General features: G+C 71.4%; 17 protein-coding genes. 11 read left to right on the top strand and 6 right to left on the bottom strand.

The features are described from left to right. The first annotated feature begins 621 nt into the window (after positions 1 to 621). A complete protein-coding gene (locus tag D473_RS27360; protein ID WP_241474858.1) occupies positions 622 to 1410 on the top strand; it encodes a tetratricopeptide repeat protein in 789 nt (262 codons plus the stop codon). A 50-nt stretch (positions 1411 to 1460) separates the two neighbouring features. Next, positions 1461 to 1889, top strand: a complete 429-nt coding sequence (locus D473_RS0122940) for an NUDIX domain-containing protein (RefSeq protein WP_017611378.1) — start codon at positions 1461 to 1463, stop codon at positions 1887 to 1889. Here the strand turns inward: D473_RS0122940 and D473_RS0122945 are convergent. Then, on the bottom strand, positions 1862 to 2839 hold the full coding sequence (locus D473_RS0122945; RefSeq protein ID WP_017611379.1) for a GNAT family N-acetyltransferase: 978 nt from the start codon (positions 2837 to 2839) through the stop codon (positions 1862 to 1864). The two genes, D473_RS0122940 and D473_RS0122945, sit on opposite strands and share 28 nt — an antisense overlap. A 78-nt stretch (positions 2840 to 2917) precedes the next feature. Then, the gene (locus tag D473_RS0122950) at positions 2918 to 3922 is read right to left on the bottom strand and encodes an MBL fold metallo-hydrolase (protein ID WP_017611380.1); all 1005 of its coding nucleotides are present in this window, start codon (positions 3920 to 3922) and stop codon (positions 2918 to 2920) included. A gap of 236 nt (positions 3923 to 4158) precedes the next feature. On the opposite strand from D473_RS0122950, the gene D473_RS28270 reads away from it, so the two are divergent. Next, on the top strand, positions 4159 to 4728 hold the full coding sequence (locus D473_RS28270) for a single-stranded DNA-binding protein (RefSeq protein WP_017611381.1): 570 nt from the start codon (positions 4159 to 4161) through the stop codon (positions 4726 to 4728). A 52-nt stretch (positions 4729 to 4780) separates the two neighbouring features. Here D473_RS28270 and D473_RS0122960 read toward each other — a convergent pair whose 3' ends face one another. From D473_RS0122960 to D473_RS0122975, 4 genes are all read right to left on the bottom strand, one after another. Continuing rightward, entirely contained in the window at positions 4781 to 5797 is a 1017-nt protein-coding gene (locus D473_RS0122960; RefSeq protein ID WP_026127233.1) for an HAD-IIA family hydrolase, read from the bottom strand. Positions 5798 to 5941: 144 nt separating this feature from the next. Further along, the gene (locus D473_RS0122965) at positions 5942 to 6736 is read right to left on the bottom strand and encodes an aminoglycoside N(3)-acetyltransferase (RefSeq protein WP_017611383.1); all 795 of its coding nucleotides are present in this window, start codon (positions 6734 to 6736) and stop codon (positions 5942 to 5944) included. Beyond that, positions 6700 to 7977 (bottom strand): DUF1015 family protein, encoded by a 1278-nt coding sequence (locus tag D473_RS0122970; protein WP_017611384.1) that lies wholly within the window; start codon positions 7975 to 7977, stop codon positions 6700 to 6702. Before D473_RS0122970 ends, D473_RS0122965 begins: the two co-directional genes overlap by 37 nt. Positions 7978 to 8008: 31 nt before the next feature. Continuing rightward, positions 8009 to 8362 carry an SCP2 sterol-binding domain-containing protein gene (locus tag D473_RS0122975; RefSeq protein ID WP_017611385.1) on the bottom strand — a complete coding sequence of 118 codons (354 nt, stop codon included), beginning with the start codon at positions 8360 to 8362 and terminating at the stop codon, positions 8009 to 8011. 207 nt (positions 8363 to 8569) lie between these two features. On the opposite strand from D473_RS0122975, the gene D473_RS0122980 reads away from it, so the two are divergent. From D473_RS0122980 to D473_RS0123015, 8 genes are all read left to right on the top strand, one after another. After that, positions 8570 to 9376 (top strand): hypothetical protein, encoded by an 807-nt coding sequence (locus tag D473_RS0122980; protein WP_017611386.1) that lies wholly within the window; start codon positions 8570 to 8572, stop codon positions 9374 to 9376. A gap of 121 nt (positions 9377 to 9497) precedes the next feature. After that, positions 9498 to 9665: a hypothetical protein gene (locus tag D473_RS27795; RefSeq protein WP_017611387.1), complete on the top strand. Its 168-nt coding sequence runs from the start codon at positions 9498 to 9500 to the stop codon at positions 9663 to 9665. 21 nt (positions 9666 to 9686) lie between these two features. Next, positions 9687 to 10487, top strand: a complete 801-nt coding sequence (locus D473_RS0122990) for a TlyA family RNA methyltransferase (protein ID WP_017611388.1) — start codon at positions 9687 to 9689, stop codon at positions 10485 to 10487. 145 nt (positions 10488 to 10632) lie between these two features. Then, a complete protein-coding gene (locus D473_RS0122995; RefSeq protein WP_017611389.1) occupies positions 10633 to 11559 on the top strand; it encodes an NAD kinase in 927 nt (308 codons plus the stop codon). A gap of 79 nt (positions 11560 to 11638) precedes the next feature. Continuing rightward, positions 11639 to 13348: a DNA repair protein RecN gene (recN, locus tag D473_RS0123000; protein ID WP_017611390.1), complete on the top strand. Its 1710-nt coding sequence runs from the start codon at positions 11639 to 11641 to the stop codon at positions 13346 to 13348. A 132-nt stretch (positions 13349 to 13480) separates the two neighbouring features. Next, positions 13481 to 14686: a putative cytokinetic ring protein SteA gene (gene steA / locus D473_RS0123005; RefSeq protein ID WP_017611391.1), complete on the top strand. Its 1206-nt coding sequence runs from the start codon at positions 13481 to 13483 to the stop codon at positions 14684 to 14686. Next, positions 14683 to 15810 carry a copper transporter gene (locus D473_RS0123010; protein WP_017611392.1) on the top strand — a complete coding sequence of 376 codons (1128 nt, stop codon included), beginning with the start codon at positions 14683 to 14685 and terminating at the stop codon, positions 15808 to 15810. Before steA ends, D473_RS0123010 begins: the two co-directional genes overlap by 4 nt. A 232-nt stretch (positions 15811 to 16042) precedes the next feature. Further along, positions 16043 to 17125, top strand: coding sequence for a glycosyltransferase family 4 protein (locus D473_RS0123015; protein ID WP_026127234.1), 1083 nt, complete (start codon positions 16043 to 16045; stop codon positions 17123 to 17125). Positions 17126 to 17188: the final 63 nt, after the last annotated feature.

Raw genomic sequence — 17188 nt, forward strand, 5'->3', positions numbered from 1 at the left:
TGTGGGAGCGGCTCCTCCCTTTTTTTGCGCCCAGGCTTGTGAACATGTGAAAACTGAACATGGGCGTGTTCCTGTGGACAAACACACGGAGGTCGGCGCCGACTGTGGCACCGCTGGTCGCGACGGTGCCGTAAACTGGAGGCCCAGGTACTATGACGCGCTGCTACTGGCCGAGGTGGCAGCGTTTTTGAATGTTGACGGACGGGTTCGATGACTGAGGACAGCCGATCGGGAGACCACGAGGGCTCCGGAGCCGACAAGCGCGGTGAGGGCCGCTCTGGTGGGCCCGACGGCCGGGGCCGCGGAGAGCAACCCCGTTCCCGCTCCGGGTACCGGGGCTCCCGTGACGACAGAGGCGGCCGCCAGGGAGATTCGTCCCGGGGCCGGCGCGAGGACCGCGGTGGCCGTCGCGACCGTGACGACCGTGGGGGTGGCCCCCGCGGTGACCGACGCGGAGGTTCTCGCGACGACCGCCGTGGCGGTGGCCGTGACGACCGTCGTGGGGGAGGCCGCGGTCGGGACGACCGCCGGGGCGGGCATGACTTCCGCCGTGATGACCGGAGCCGGAGCGAGCGGGACCGCCGCCCCCGCGAGGATCGCGATCCCGCGGACGCTGCGCCCTTGCTTCCGGACGAGGCCACTTTGGGGCAGTTGGACCCCGAGCTCAAGCGGGAACTGAATTCGCTGCCCAAGTCCCTCGCCGATCTCGTCGGCAAGCACGTGGTCGCCGCAGGCCTCTTGCTCGAGGAGGCCCCCGAGCGGGCCTACAAGCACGCGTTCTTCGCCCGCCGCAAGGCTTCCCGGGTGCCCGGTGTGCGTGAGGCCTCGGGTGTGGCCGCCTACACCGTCGGCAAGTGGCAGGAGGCCCTCGCCGACCTCAGGGCCGCCCGCCGCATGAGTGGCCGGGACAGCTTCCTCGCCGTCATGGCCGACTGCGAGCGCGGACTCGGACGCCCCGAGCGCGCGCTGGAGGTCGCCGGCGACCCCGCGGCCAAGGATCTCGACCCCGCCGAACGCATCGAGTTGCGCATCGTCGCTTCCGGTGCTCGCCGTGACATGGGAGATCCCAAGGCCGCTCTTGCCGAACTCCGGATCCCGGAGCTCAAGGAGCGCAGGGCCCGTCCCTGGATCGCACGCCTCTTCTACGCCTATGCCGACGTTCTCGTGGAGCTCGGCAAGATGGACGACGCCCGCGAGTACTTCGCACGTGCCTCCTCGGTCGACCGGGAGGGTGTCACCGACGCCGACGAGCGCCTCGCCGAGATCGAGGGCGTCGAGCTCGTGGACGTCGACGTCGAGGACGGCATCATGTGGAGTGACGCCGAGGACCCCGCCTCCGAAGAGGACGAGGCCCCGGTCGGCGCCGAACCGGAGCGTCCGTCCGAGGACGAGGGCCGGGAGCGCAACTGAGTGCTGCACCCGACCCACCGCCGGACGGTGCGCCGCTCGGCGGTGCGGTCGTGTTCCTGGGCTCCCTGCCCGAGTACCACGACTCCGTCGTCTGCCTGACCTACCGGGGTGAGAGGCCCCTCCTGGTCCGGCACCGGCGCCGTGGCTGGGAGTTCCCCGGTGGGCACGGCGAAGCCGGGGAGAGCCCGTGGCAGACCGCCCGGCGCGAGGCGCTGGAAGAGGCAGGGGCGCGCCTGTCCGAGCAGAGCCTCGTCGGTTACTACGTGCTCTCCGGCGGCCACGTCACCATCGTCACGCACGCCCAGGTCGAGGCGTTGGCGCCACTCACCGGTGAGTTCGAGACCGTGGAGGCGCGCGTCTTCGACCGGTTGCCCGGTGATGACGAACTCTCCTGGGCGGACGGCCTCTACGCACACCTCATCCGGGCCGCAGGTCTGCCCGGGGCGCCCGATCAGGCCCCGGGCCCCCGCCCTCCCTGATCGTCGGGACGGGCGAGCACACGATCCGTCCCCGCGACCCGGTACCCCAACCAGGTGTTGATCGCCAGCATGGGGGCGTTGTCGGCATGGTTGTCGGTGTAGGCGAACCGGATCCCGCGTTCGCGGGCCCTGTGCAGCGCGGTCGCCTTGGCGAGGCCGGCCAGACCGCGGCCGCGCCGGGCGGCCAGGATGCCGGTCATCATCGATTCCATCCGTGTTCCGCGGTCGCTCGCGTAGGCGGTGAACCCCACGACCCGGCCCTCCACCAGGACCGCGAGACTCACGTCCAGATCCGTGAGCGGGTGTGGCCACACAGTGTGCAGCCACTCCTCGTAGGCCATGAACTCCTCGCCCTGGCGCTCACCCGGTTCGTCCATGGTCGCTTCGCGGTCGACCTCGTAGAGGGGGCGCGGATCCTCGGTGAACTCGGTGAAGGGGCGCAGTTCCACGCCGTCGGGCACCGGCGGCGGTTCGGGCAGGTCGTTCAGGTCCAGCCCCAGGACCCGGTGCTCCTCCGATGTCTCGGTGTAGCCGCGCCCGCGCAGCAATGCGGCCAGGCGCTCACCCCCGACCTGGACACCTTCGCCGCAGACCGCCGCCCGCACCAGGGTGGCGCCGTCCGCACGGGCCGCGCGCTCGGCCTCGGCCAGGAGGGCCGTGCGGATCTCGTCGGTCCCCGCCGACGCCTCCCGCACACTCAGCAGCATGACGTAACCCTTGAGGTGACCGCTCTCGTCGGGGGAGCGGAGCACTTGGGCCCGCACGAAACCGGCCGGGACGCCGTTCTCGTCCACAGCGAGGATCCTCCGGTCCGCGAATCCGGGGTGGGGATGGTCCTCCCGCCAACGCAGGGCGTCCTCGGTGAGCACCATGCACGGGAACGACGCGGTCAGCAGGGGGAGGACACCGGGGATGTCGGCACGGTCCATGTTCCGGAGGGTGAAAGCCATGCGCGGAGCCTAGACCGGGGACAGAGGCGGCCGCACGCCGTTTTCGCGCGGCCCTGCCCCGTACTCGTGGACCGCGGTTCAGGATTCACGTTCCTCGCGGGCGCGTTCGGCCTCGGTCTGTTCCTGCTCCAGACGGTCCAGCCAGTGCATGATCCCGCCCACGTTGGCCTCCGGTCCGGCGAGGATGTCCAGTACCGCCGCGGCCTCCTCGGAGGCGTCCGGCGGAAGGGGCTTGTAGCGGGAGACCACCTTCTCCTTGACCATCGCGACCGCGTGGTCCAGGTCGTCGTCGGCCGCGTACGACTCCCGGACCGTTTCCACCCACAGGCGCAGTTCCGTCTCGGCGCTGTCGATCGTCTCGGGGACCGCATCCACCGCCCCGAAGTGGGAGAACATCAGGCGCTGCGGCTGGATGTCGCCGAACAGGCGCAGCGTCCGCAGGCACGAGTCCAGGTCGAAGTCCGGCGGGGGCGTGGCGGGGCGCACGTCGCCGGTGAGCGGGTTGTACACACCCAGGGCATCACCCACGTACAGGTCGCCGGTCAGGGTGTCGACCAGGCCCATGTGGTGCTTGGCGTGGCCCGGGGCGTAGTGCGAGACGAGTTTGCGGCCCGCGCCCAGGTCGATCTCCCCGGTCTCGGCGACCGCGCGGATGCGCTGCGCCTCGGTGGGGCGCATCTGGCCGAACAGGGTCTCCAAGCGGTCGCCCCAGACCAGTTTCGCGCTGGCCATGAGCCGGGTCGGGTCGGCCAGGTGGCGGGCTCCGCGCTCGTGGACCACGATCTCCGCGTTGGGGAAGTGTGCCGCCATGTCGCCGGTGCCGCCGGCATGGTCCAGGTGGATGTGGGTGACCACGATCGTGGCCAGGTCCTCGGGGGCCAACCCCAGGCGCACGACCGCGTCCCGCAGGACCCGTGCGGAGCCGGCGGTGCCCACCTCGACGATGCACGGCCGCTCGGACCGGATGAGGTAGCTCGACACCACGCCCGGATAGCCGGCGAGCATCGTGTCGATGGCATAGATCTCGTTGCCGAGCGGGACGATCCCCTCGGGCAGTCCGCTCACGTCCACGTCGTCGTGCACGGTAAGCACCCCTGTTCTACGGCGTCTTCGGGAACTCGACTCTAGAACAGTGCGCTCCCGAACCGCTGATCCGGGTCACGTCCGTGGTTCCTTGTCCACAGATCCGGAACCGGGCCTTTTCTTCCCGCCCCTCTGCGGTGAACCTGGAATCGGCGCACCCGCCTCCCGTCCCGGACCGAGGTCCGGCCCCAGCCAGCGGTGCACCGTCCCCGTCGCGCACCCTCCAGGGAGATCCCATGCCCTACCGTTTCGCGCCCGGCCCCTTCTTCGGCCCCGCGTCCCTCCTGCACCCCGCATCGCCGCCCCTGCACGCTGCCCGCTCAAGGCCGGTGGGAACCGTGCGCTCCGTCACCCGTGAGGCCACACGTGTCCTCGCGGAACAGGAACGGGTACCGGCCCCTGACCCCGGCCGGGACCAGCCCGGGGCGGACCGTGCGCGGGTGGACCACGACGGCACGGCGAGTGAGGAGGAACACCACAACGAGGTCGTGGTCGCGGGCCGGGTCACCGCTGAGCCCCGGTTCCGGAAACTGCCCAGCGGTGATCACCTGGCGACCTGGCGCATCTGTGTGGCCAGGCATCCCTCGACACGGTTCCGGGGGCGCCGGGTCGACTCCATCACCTGTGTGAGCTTCGACGAGGGCCTGCACGAGCATCTGCGGGGTTGGCGTCTCGGCGACGTCGTGGATGTCCGGGGCGCGCTACGCCGCCGCACGTGGCGAGGGACGGCCGGGCCTCGGAGCGTGTGCGAGGTCGAGGCGACGTCGGTGCGTTTCGTGCGTGCCCGCAGGAAGGGGGGCCGCTGACATGCTCACGTGGGTGAAGACGCCGGCGTGGCTGTTCCGGCGGCTCCGGATCTCACCGACCGAGCCGACCGAGCCGACCGAGTGCCTCACGCGCACTCGTGCCGACGGGGTCGACCCCCGGGGTCTCCCACACCACCGTGCACAGTGCACGCAGACCGTCCAGAGGCTCACCGGAGCCGGAGAGTTCCACGCCGGAACCGTCGGTTGCGACGGTCCACCCCTGGCAGCGGGCCGTCGTCCCGTCGCGCTCCACCGCTGGGTGGACCTCGTTCATACCGGACACGTCCAGGGCCAGGTAGTGCGGTCGCTGGTGTTCGGGTGCGGCCAGTACGTCGGCCGGGGTGGCCACCCCGGACAGGACGAGCATGCCGGCGGCCCCGTGGGTGAGGGCGCCCTCGATGTCGGTATCGAGCCGGTCCCCGACGATCAGCGGGTCGTGGGCACCCGTGCGCAGCATCCCCTCCTGGTGCAGTGGCCGCTTCGGCTTTCCGGCCACGACCGGGTCCACCCCGGTCGCGTGCTGGATCACCTGCACGAAGGCGCCGTTGGCGGGGGCGATGCCCCACTCGCTCGGGGTCGTGGCGTCGGCGTTGGCGGCGACGTAGAACGCGCCGCGGGCCACGGCGAGCACACCCTGGTCGAGCAGGTCGCGGGCCATCGAACGCGAGTAGCCCTGCACGACCGCGACGACCGTCCCGGAATCAACGGTGACCGGGCGCATCCCGGACCGGTGCACCGCCTGGCGCAGCCCGGTGTCCCCGATGACGAGGACCTCCGAGCCCTGCGGGTACCGCTCGGCGATGAGCCGGGCGGCCGCCTCGGCGGAGGTGACCACGTCCTGCGGCGCTGCCGCGATCCCCAGGTTCTGGAGGTGATCGGCGATGCGCCCCGGGGTGCGCCCGGCGTTGTTGGTCACGAACGCCACCCGGGTGCCGGCCGCGCGGGCCTTGCTGATGGCCTCGGGTGCCGTCCGCACCGCGTGGGGTCCGACGTAGACCACCCCGTCCAGGTCCAGGAGCACCGCGTCGTGGAGCTCGTTCAGGGGGCGTTCGGAGGCACGCAGCGTCATGAGGGCGGACCCGTTCATCGTGGTGGTGGCAGGCGACGTTCCCCAGGTTATGGGCAGGGCCCGGAACGCAAGGCCCGAGGGTGGTCCCCGACGGCGTGGGCTGTCTCGCACACCGTTGTGCGCGGGTGGTCGGTACGGGAGCGTTCACGAGGACGTGCGGTGGCGCCGCATCCACGCGGCGGCGAAGTCCACGGCCTCGGCCATGGGGAACAGCCGGGCGGTGGCGGCACCGACCGTTCCCACGGTGACGGGCCCCTGCGCCTCGAAGTCCGCCCCGATATGTGGGAAGTCCTCCTCGTCCAGGGCCACGTCGGTGAACTCGGCCCACACCCGCTCGCCGGAGGAGCTGCGCACCGGCGCACCGCAGTTCGTCCGCGGGGCGAGGGGGAGCCTGTACTCGGCGAGATGGAAGGCCGTGCATGTGGCGTAGTCGGTGCCGAGGAAGAGCACCTGCGCCCCCGACCGGGCCATGCGGCCCAGTGGGGAAGCCGGACCCAGGGAGTCCTGCAGGGGATGGGGCTCCATCAACTCGCGTGCCCGCGGCCCGAGGGCGGCGAAGGAGGTCTGGGGGTGGGCGCTGCGCACCGCGCCCGGCCAGGTCCGCAGCAATTCGGCCACCCGCCCCACCCCGGCCGTGGGGGTCACGGCCGGATCGTAGGCGGGCATCTGGGTCCGGATCGTCTTCCACCAGGCCTCGGGGACCGGCGGGTTCTGCCACTCGGCCGGGTCGGAGCACTCGCCGGACTGGGTGGGCACGACCACGGTCCCGGAAGGGCCGACGGCGTCGGTGAGGGCCTGCCCCAGGGCAGGGACCCCGCCGCACACCCATCCCAGCGAACTCAGGGAGCTGTGGACGAGCACAGTGTCCCCGGGCGAGAGCCCCAGGGCGGTCAGGTCATCGGTCAGGGAGGCGTGTGTGCAGAGGGTTCGGTCGACCATGGTTCCTCGGAGGGCCGGTCCAACAGCCGCATGACCAGGCCGGTGCGGGGTTTGGGGCCGAAGGACGTGGATTTGCGGGGGGTGAGCTCGCCGCGATCGGCCACGGCGTAGACCTGGTCCACGGACAAGGGTGGCACGATCACCGCGGTCCCGTCGTCATCGTGGGCGGCAGCCACCGCCTCCCCGGGACTGTCGTGCACCATGCGGACCTGTTCCTCGGTCACGTCCCACAGCGGGAGCAGGATCTCGTGCAGGACGGAGGTGGGCAGGTTCCGCCACCGTGCGGACCGGTCGGGCCTGCGGGCGGCCAAGGACCGCTCGTCGAAACCGTGCACCAGGTGGGCGCTGCCGTCGGGGGCGGCCACGACCACACCCGGTCCCTCGACTTCCGGGGTGAGGGTCGTGACCGGATCGACCCGGGCCACACTGCGGGCGCGCTCGAGCAGCGGGCCGGTCTCGGCGCCGGGCAGCACCCGGTGGATGGCGCCCAGGTGCGGCGGGTGGGTGTCGCTGTCCACGAGCATGACCAGCCCGCGGTGCCAGATCGGGTCCGGTTCCGAGTGGTGCAGCTTCCGGTAGGCGGCGTAGCGGTGGTGGCCGTCGGCGATCAGGGCCGAACGTCCGGCGAGGTCGGCGCGTACTTCCGTGATGGTGTCGGGGCGGGTCAGCGCCCACAGGCTGTGCTGGGACCCGTCGCCGGCGCGGGTGGTGAGCAGTGGTTCCCGGGACGGGCTCTCGGCTGCACGGGAGGCCGCGCCCCCGCCGCCGCGGTAGACGAGGAAGATCGGTTCGAGGTTGGCGTGGGTCGCCCTCATGAGACGGAACCGGTCCTGGACGGGGGTCTCGGCGACATCCTCGTGCGGGCGCACGGGGGAGTCCAGGTCCAGGGCTCCGATGAGGCCGCGTTGGCGTACTCCGCCGGGGGTGATCTGTTCGTAGACGTAGAGAGCGGGGTCGGGGTCCTGGGCGAGTACCCCGTCCCGCACCCATCGGCGCAGCAGCGCGGCGGCGGCCCGGTAGCGGGGGTTGCTCTCGCGGGTCAGCTCGAAGGGCAGGGTGACACGGGCGGCGTTGTGGGGGTCGGAGCGCTGCAGTTCCCGTGCCTCTCGCGCGTCCGGTATGTCGTAGGGCGGGGCGAGGAGAGGGGAGACGTCGAAACCGTCGTCGATGAAGCGGTCGACGTCGGGGTCGACGTAACGCAGGCCTCGGAACGGGGCCAGGTCGAGAGCGTGGCGAGGCATCTCAGCACGGTACCCGTCGTTGGACGGGTGTTCATTGGGTCAATGAACGCATGCGCAACATGTCACCCAATGAGGCGTTGATCTTGACGCGGCGTGTGACCAGAGCGAGTTTGGCGCTGAGCCGGTCCTCGGCGATGGCGACGAGGTCGTCGCTTCCGACGGTGACGGTGACCTGTACGGGGCCGGGAGCCGCCCCGGTGGGATGGTGTGTCGGCTCGGTCAGACCCTCGACGGTGAGCCGGAGACGGAACGTGGTGCCCAGGTCGGGCACGATGACGGCGACGGTGCGTTCGTCGATGCGGCGTTCCCGCTCCTGCTGTGAGCGTTCGAGGATGCGCCGGTTGATGAGGGCGAACCCGTCGAGGCAGGCGTCGATGCTGCTCATGAATTCATGATGCCTCAACTGGCGTGAAAAGGGGGATTTCTGTGTCCGATGTGACGAAGCAGAACACCTCTGTGGATCCCGTGCCGCGGTGCCCTCGACAGCGGTAGCGTTGTGGTCGGTTCCCCCCACCGACGCGCGAGTTCCCTCCCGTTCCTCGTTCCCCTGTGTCCCTGCCTGCCCTCACGCGCTCCAAGGAGTAACGCCACCATGGTCGTCGACGCGGTACGTACCTATCTCGATGCCGCCAATGGTCTCACCGAACTCTCCCGCCGCGATGCCGTCGCCGCGGCCCGCGCGCTGCTGCGCTCCGACGGAAAAGCCGTGGGGGCCACTGCCGCCGAGGGTGAGGCCGCCCCGCGGGTGGGGCAGAGCATCCAGGCCCTGGCCGGTGAACTGATCGAGACCAGTCAGGCCAACCGGTCCGCCATCGCCGACCTGGTGCGGGAGGAGGTCGGCCGCCAGCTGCAAGGCCTGGACGTGGTCCCGCGTGAGGAGCACGAGCGCCTGGCCCGCCGGGTCGCCGAGCTGGAGCGCCGCCTGGCGGCCCGGCACGCGGTCGAACGTGCCCTGATGGTGGAGAACGACGCCTCGGAGGACCCCTCGAGCGCCGGCCAGGACGAACGCGGGGACGAGACGGGCCCCCGTGCCGAGGCCGCCGTTGTCGAACGGGAGGGTGCGTCCGGCGGCGATGAATCCGATCTGCGGAGCCAGGACAGCCCCGGGGAACAGGACACCTCCGAAGCCCAGGACGCCCCGCAGGAGAGGGCCGAGGACACCCCGGAGGTGAGCTCGGTGGCCGGGGACGAGGGCCGGGCCGACGAAGGGCCCCCGGAAAGCGCCGACACCTCGGCGGGGCCGGCCGCTCGGTCGACCGCCGTATCGGGCTCGGCCAAGACGGCCCCCGCCGAGTCCTCCCAGGCCGGCCCGGCCGGTACCGCCAAGTCCTCCCAGGCCAAATCCGCCAAGGGCAAGTCGACCGGCAAACGCAGCACCAAGGCCAAGAGCAAGAAGTAGGGGCCCGTGTCAGCGCACGGCCCGGGCGGCCGGGCCGTGCGCGGGCCGAAGGCCCGTACACGCGCTGTCGGCCGGGCGATAGGGTCGGGGCGCACCGCAGCAGTAGACGGGGGGAGGGGCCGTGGAGCCCGCCGAGTTGGCCCGACGTACGCTCGAGGCCACCAAGGAACGCCTGGCCGCGCTGGACGAGCGCCCCACCCACGAACACGTGGAGGTCTTCGACAGCCTCCACCAGGAACTCACCGCGGTACTGGGTTCTCTGGACCAAGGCACCGACGGAGCACGCTGAGCCCCGGTATCCTTGGTGACCATGGCAAAACGTAGTCGGCTCGACGCCGAACTGGTCCGCCGCGGGCTGGCCCGTTCCCGCGGACACGCCGCAGAGATCATCGAGAGCCGGTCGGTCAAGGTCGCCGGGATGGTGGCCGCCAAGGCCGCCACCCAGGTCGGCACGGATCAGCCCATCGTCGTGCGCACCCCCTCCGACGAACCGCCCTACGTCTCACGCGGTGCCCACAAGCTCATCGGTGCCCTGGACGCCTTCTCCCTGGACGTGGCCGGCCGCCGGGTTCTCGACGCCGGGGCCTCCACCGGCGGGTTCACCGACGTGCTCCTGCGGCGCAACGCCGCACACGTGAGCGCGGTCGACGTCGGGTACGGGCAGTTGGCCTGGGCGCTGCGCAGCAACGACCGGGTCCGCGTCATGGAACGTGTGAACGTACGGGAACTGACCCCCGAACAGATCGCTGAGCCCCGCCCCGACCTGGTGGTGGGTGATCTGTCCTTCATCTCCCTGACGCTCGTGCTCGGCCCGCTGCGCGAGTGCGTGGACCCCGGCGCCGACTTCGTGCTCATGGTCAAACCGCAGTTCGAGGTCGGCAAGGAGCGTGTGGGCACCGGCGGTGTGGTGCGCGAACCCGAGATGCGTGCCGAGGCGGTGGCCTCCGTGGCCGAGCACGCCCGCACCCTGGGGCTGGGTGTGGTCGACGTCGCTGCGAGCCCTCTGCCCGGCCCCTCCGGCAACGTCGAGTACTTCCTGTGGTTGCGCGCCGACGCCGGGCCCCTGGATCCGGGTGTACTGGACCGGGCCGTCGAGGAGGGCCCGCGGTAGGGGCCAGTGACCGCGGGGCGCGCCTTCGGGTTCGCCCGCACCGCGTGACAGTGCGCCCGGTCGGTTGGGTAACGTGTCCCGGCCGAGGGAACCGGGTACCGGCACCACTCCCTCGTAGGGAGACAACGTTGAGGGGACGACGACGATGACCAGGGGACGCAGTGTTCTCCTGCTGGCCCACACCGGTCGGCCCGCGGCGCTCCGCAGCGCCCAGCTCGTACACGACAGCCTCACCCGTGAGGGTCTGAACGTGCGCATGCTCAAGGACGAGGTCGAGGAACTGGCTCGCTCCGGTTTCGAACTCACACCGGTCGAGGTCGTCGAAGACAACGAGGCCGCGCAGGGGGTCGAACTCGTCATGGTTCTGGGCGGCGACGGCACCCTGCTGCGCGCTGCCGAACTGGCCCGCCCGGCCGGGGCCCCGCTGCTGGGTGTGAACCTGGGGCACGTGGGGTTCCTCGCCGAGGCCGAACGCGAGGACCTGAGCGAGACGGTACGCAGTGTGGTCGAGCGCGACTACGCCGTCGAGGAACGTATGACCCTGGACGTGGCGGTCTACCACAACGGCCGCAACGAGGGCACCCCTTCGGACCGCACATGGGCCCTGAACGAGGCGACCTTGGAGAAGGGCGACGTGCGGCGGGTCCTGGAGACCATACTGGAGTTGGACGGTCGGCCCCTCTCACGCTGGGCGTGCGACGGTGTCGTGTGCGCGACCCCCACCGGTTCGACCGCGCACGCGTTCTCCGCCGGAGGCCCCGTGGTCTGGCCGGACGTGGACGCCCTCCTCGTGGTGCCGTTGAGCGCGCACGCCTTGTTCGCCCGGCCTCTCGTGGTGGGTCCGAACACGTCGGTGGCTCTGGAGGTGCTTCCGGAGACGGTGCCGGGCGTACTGTGGTGCGACGGACGACGTATGGTCGAATTGCCCGCAGGGGCACGAATCGAGATCACCCGTGCCGATACGCCGGTTCGGTTGGCCCGGTTGCACCGGGCCCCGTTCACCGACCGATTGGTGGCCAAGTTCGGCCTGCCGGTCGCCGGCTGGAGAGGCAGGGGTGAACACGGCCGCTGACCGGGGAGCGCTCCCTGGCACGCCGTGCACGCGTGTGTAGGCGCGTGGACAGTGGCGTCGACTATCAGGAGAGGGATCGGTGCTCGAAGAAGTCCGAATCCAGGGGCTCGGAGTCATTGACGACGCCGTTCTGGAGCTGTCACCGGGACTGACCGTGGTCACGGGTGAGACCGGGGCGGGAAAGACCATGGTGGTCACCGGGCTCGGTCTGCTCTTCGGGGGCCGTGCCGATCCGCAGCGTGTACGGCCCGGGGCCGAACGTGCCAGTGTCGAGGGCCGGTTGACCGTGCCCGAGGACGGCCGGGTGGCCTCGCGGGTCTTCGAGGCAGGCGGCGACATCGACGACGACGTGCTGATCCTGACCCGCGCGGTATCCGCGGAGGGGCGCTCGCGCGCCACCATGGGCGGGCGTTCGGCCCCGGTGAGCCTGCTGTCCTACCTGGCTGATGACCTGGTGGCCGTGCACGGCCAGTCCGATCAGCAGCGATTGCTGCGCACCGACCGCCAGCGTTCGTCCCTGGACCGCTTCGCCGGGGAGGAACTGAGCCAAGAGCTCAAACGGTACTCGGCGGCCTACCGCCGGCACCGTGAGCTCGCGGGGGAGCTGGAGGAGATCGTCCAGCGTGCCCGCGAGCGCGCCCAGGAGGCGGACATGCTGCGGTTCGGCGTGGACGAGATCGCCGCCGCCGAACCGCAGTCGGGTGAGGACGCCGAACTACTCGCCGAGGAGACCCGTCTGGCCCATGCCGACGGGTTGCGCATGGCCGCGACCACTGCCCATGAGGCCCTGGCCGGGGACCCGGCCTCGGACGTGGAGGTGGACGTGGCGGCCCTGTTGTCGGCGGCCCGCAGTGCGGTCTCGGCGGTGAGCGAGCACGACGCCGAGCTGGCCGCGATCGGCGGGCGCCTGGACGAGGCCTCCTTCATCCTCACCGATGCCGCCACCGAGTTGGCCTCCTACGCGGAGTCGGTCGATGCCGACCCGGCCCGCCTGGCCGAGGTCCAGGAACGGCGTGCGCTGCTGACCCAGTTGAGCCGCAAGTACGGCGAGACCACCGACGACGTGCTGGCCTGGGCCGAGGACGCGGCCAAACGCCTGGCCGACCTGGAGGGCGACGACGAGCGCATCGAGCAGCTGACTTCGGAGACCGAGAAGCTGTACACGGCCATGGCCGAGTCGGGCCGGGAGCTCACCCGGTTGCGCGAGGAAGCTGCCGAGCGTTTCGGTGAGGCCGTCACCGAGGAGCTCACCGCCTTGGCGATGCCGCACGCACAGGTCAGTGTCCGCATCACCACCGGCGAGGAGTTCGGCCCGCAGGGGCGCGACGAGGTCGAGCTGCTGCTGGCCCCGCACCCCAGCGCGCGGCCCCTGGCGTTGAACAAGGGCGCCTCGGGCGGTGAGCTCTCGCGGGTGATGCTGGCCATCGAGGTGGTCTTCGCCGGTTCCGACCCGGTACCCACGTTCGTCTTCGACGAGGTCGACGCGGGTGTGGGCGGCAAGGCCGCGGTCGAGATCGGCCGCCGCCTGGCCCGGCTGGCCCGCCGCGCCCAGGTCATCGTGGTCACCCACCTGCCGCAGGTCGCCGCGTTCGCCGACGCGCACCTGGTGGTGGAGAAGTCCACCGACGGTCTGGTTACCGAGAGTGGTGTGGTGCGCCTGGACCGGGACGGCCGGGTGCGTGAGCTCTCGCGGATGCTGGCCGGCCTGGAGGACTCCGAACTGGGCCGTGCCCACGCCGAGGAGCTGCTGAGCAACGCCGATCCCGAGCGGGCCCACCCGGTGGTCTGACCCCCGTGTCGCGTCCGGGGCGGCCGGGCCCGGCCGCCCCTTCGTCGAGGGAGGGCGGGTGTGAATTGTCCGGAACACGCCTGCCCGTCGGCCCATGACTCCATGTAGTCGTGTTCTGGCAGTATGTCAGCGATGAAGGTATCGGAGGCGTTCAGCGCCACAGTCACGCGGTTGCGCCGCACGCGGGCGGAGACCTCCAACGGGCTGGTGGCCCCCGTCCGCGCGGACCGCCGTACCAAGAACCTCACCAAGCGCCTGCGCCCCGGCGACATCGCGGTCATCGACCACGTCGACCTCGACCGGGTCAGTGCGGAGGCGCTCCTCAGCTGCGGTGTCTCGGCCGTGGTCAACGTCGCCGAGAGCATCAGCGGACGTTACCCCAATCAGGGGCCCGAACTCCTCGTGGCCGCGGGCATCCCCCTGATCGACGACGTGGCCCCCGAGACCCTCACTCTGGTGCGCGAGGGCGAAGAGCTGTGTCTGGAGGGCGAGACCCTCTATCGCGGGACCGATCCCGTGGTCCGCGGCATTCGTCAGGACACCGTCTCGGTCGAGGCGGCCATGGAGGCCGCACGTGCGGGGATGGCCACCCAGCTGGAGGCCTTCGCCGCCAACACCATGGCCTACCTCCGGCGCGAGTGCGACCTGCTGCTCGACGGCGTCGGTGTGCCCACCATCGGCACCGACATGGAGGGGCGCCACGTCCTGATCGTGGTCCGCGGCTACCACTACCGCGAGGACCTGGCGGCCCTGCGTCCCTACATCCGTGAGTTCCGTCCCGTGATCATCGGCGTGGACGGTGGTGCCGACGTCGTCCTGGAGGCCGGGTTCCGCCCCGACGTCATCGTCGGCGACTTCGGCTCGGTCTCCGAGGACGCCCTGGCCGGCGGCGCCGAACTCGTCGTGCACGCCTACCGCGACGGGCGTGCGCCCGGCCTGGCCCGTGTCACCGACCTGGGGCACCAGGCCGTGGTCTTTCCCGCGACCGGTACCAGCGAGGACGTGGCGATGATGCTCGCCGACGGCTCCGGTGCCGCTCTCATCGTGGCGGTCGGCACCCACGCCACCCTGGAGGAGTTCTTGGACAAGGGCCGTTCGGGGATGGCCGGCACGTTCCTGACCCGGCTCAGGGTCGGCGGAAAACTCGTCGACGCCAAGAGTGTGAGCCGCCTGCACCGTTCCCGCATCTCCCCATGGGCCCTGGCCGGGCTGGTCGCCGCGTGCCTGCTCACCATCGCGGTGGCCGCGGTCAGCTCACCGGTCGGCCAGGTCTATCCGACTTTTCTCGCCGCGCGTTGGGACGCCTTCTCCTACTGGTTGACGGGATTGTTCACGTGATCGATTTCCGCTATCACCTCGTTTCCACCATTGCAGTGTTCCTGGCACTGACCGTGGGGCTGGTCCTGGGTTCGACCATGCTCCAGGACCCGTTGCTGGACACCCTCGAGTCCGAGACGGCCGAACTGCGCGGCCAGAGCGCGGACCTGCGTACCGAACGGGACGTGTCCGAGCAGGTCGGCGACGGCGCGGACGAGATGGTCGACGCCGCGGCCGGGGACATGCTCCAGGGGCGGCTCCTGGACATGGATGTGGTCGCGGTCGCCGCTCCCGGGGCCGACGAGGGCACCCTCGCCGCTCTGGAGCGGCGCGTGGAACAGGCCGGCGGGGACATGACCGGCCGTGTCGACCTGGCCGGCGAGTTCCTGGAGGAGGGCAACGCCACCTTCGTCGACGAACTCGCTGTGCAGGTCTCTCCCGTGGCCGAGGAGCTTTCCGGCGGCCCGCACACCAAGGCCGGTGCAGAACTCGGCCGGGCCCTGGCCGTCGCCGGCGATGCCGAGGACACCTCGCAGGAGGGATCGGGGACCGGCGCCGGACCGGACACCGTCTCCGACGACCGGAACGCCCCCGACGGCAGCGGTGGGGACGGCACCGGAGACGGAATCCCCGGCCAGGACGAGGGCGACGACCCCGGAAGCGGGCACGATGCCCGGGCGGCTCTGTCTGCCTTCAGCGAGGCCGGTCTCCTCACCGTCACAGGCAGCCCCGCCGAGTCCGCCGACGCGCTCGTGGTGCTCGCCCCCGCCGAGGAGAACCCCGAGCAGGGCGCCGAGGGACAGCACGTGGGCGCCGCCTTGGAGGCTCTCACCGAAGCCTTGCACACCTCCGTGGGCCCGACCGTGCTCGCGGGTGAGCCCTCATCCGCCGAGCAGGGCCACGTGCTCGCCCGGGTCCGCGAGGGGCGGGCCCCTTACAGCACCGTCGACGTGGCCGGTCGGACCGTCGGCGACGTGGTGACCGTCCTGGCTCTGTCGGCCGAGGCCCAGGGCCGGGGCGGCTCCTTCGGTATCGGCGAGGGCACCGAGGGATTCCTGCCCGACCCGCTTCCGGAGGTCCTGCAGGACGAGGGCGGGTACGAGCTCGAGGACGAGGAGGGCCGCACGGCCCGGGACGGGGGATGAGGAGCGTGCTCACCGGATCCGCACGTACGGGTGCGTTCCCCGCCGTCCTGGCCGGCCGGCGGCCCTACGCACGGTCCCGGGCCGGCGCTTCGGGGCCAGAAGGAGAGCCGGTGACCGGCGTGGCCCCATCGGAGGGCGGGCGATGCGGGGGTAGGCAGGAGCCGGCCACCCGGGTCCCGGGCCGGGGCCGCAACACCGGGGGCGGGACGAGACCGAACACGGAGGGGGAACGGTGAACGCCAGGATCGCGCTGGTGGTGGGAACCAGCAGTGGGGGATCGGGCCGGCATGTGCGCTCTCTGGGCGAGGGCCTGGTCGCACGGGGGCATCGAGTGGTCGTCGTCGGGCCGGTCGAGACCGAACGGGAGATCGGATTCACCGAGGCGGGACTGCGTTTCTCCCCGGTACCCATCGGTGCCACCCCCGAACTGGGCGACGCCGGGACCGTGCTGCGTCTGCGCGCTCTGCTGCGCAACGCCGACGTCGTCCACGCGCACGGGATCCGCGCCGGTGCCCTGTGCGCCCTGGCCGGGGTCGGTCCCCTGGTGGTGACCGTGCACAGCGCCCCGCCCGAGGTCTCCGGGGCGCGCACGGCGGTCCACCGGCTTCTGGAGAAGATCGTGGCGGGCCGTGCCGACCTGTGCCTCGGTGTCTCCGACGACCTGGTCGAACGCCTGAATGCGGCCGGGGCGCGCGACGCACGCCTCGCGGTGATGGCCGCTCCCCATGTCGGCAGACCCTTCAACGGACGCGAACACACCCGCGCCGACCTCGCGGTACTGCCCGAGCGGCCCCTGGTGCTGACCATCGGCCGCCTCGTGGAGCAGAAGGGCCTGGACACCCTCCTGGCCGCTGCTCCCGCCATCGCCGACCGCCGTCCCGACCCCGTCATCGCCATCGCCGGGGACGGGCCGCTGTGGGGGAGCCTGCACGACACCGCCGCCGAGCTCGAGGCCGACGTGCGGATGCTCGGGCACCGCACCGATGTGGCCGACCTGCTCGCCGCCGCCGACGTGTTCTGCCTCACCAGCCGCTGGGAGGGCTCCTCCATGGTCCTCATGGAGGCGCTCCGGGCCGGGCTCCCCGTGGTCTCCACCCGGGTGGGCGGCATCCCCGAGCTGTACTCGGGAACCGCGGTACTGGTGCCCCCGGAGGAACCGGAGGCGTTCGCGGCGGCGGTGGGGCAGGTCCTGGACGACACCGGCCTGGCCGATGACCTGCGGAAGCGCTCCCGTGAAGCCGCCGAGGCGCTGCCTACGGAGGAGGACGCCGTGGAGGCTGTGTCGAAGGCCTACACGGGTGTTGCGGCATGGTGACCCGGGTGTGGCCGTGCGGAGCGATCGATGCCACTTCCCTCCGACTTCCTCGGAATGGGATTT

The organism is Nocardiopsis xinjiangensis YIM 90004, from assembly GCF_000341145.1.
Classification (GTDB): domain Bacteria; phylum Actinomycetota; class Actinomycetes; order Streptosporangiales; family Streptosporangiaceae; genus Nocardiopsis; species Nocardiopsis xinjiangensis.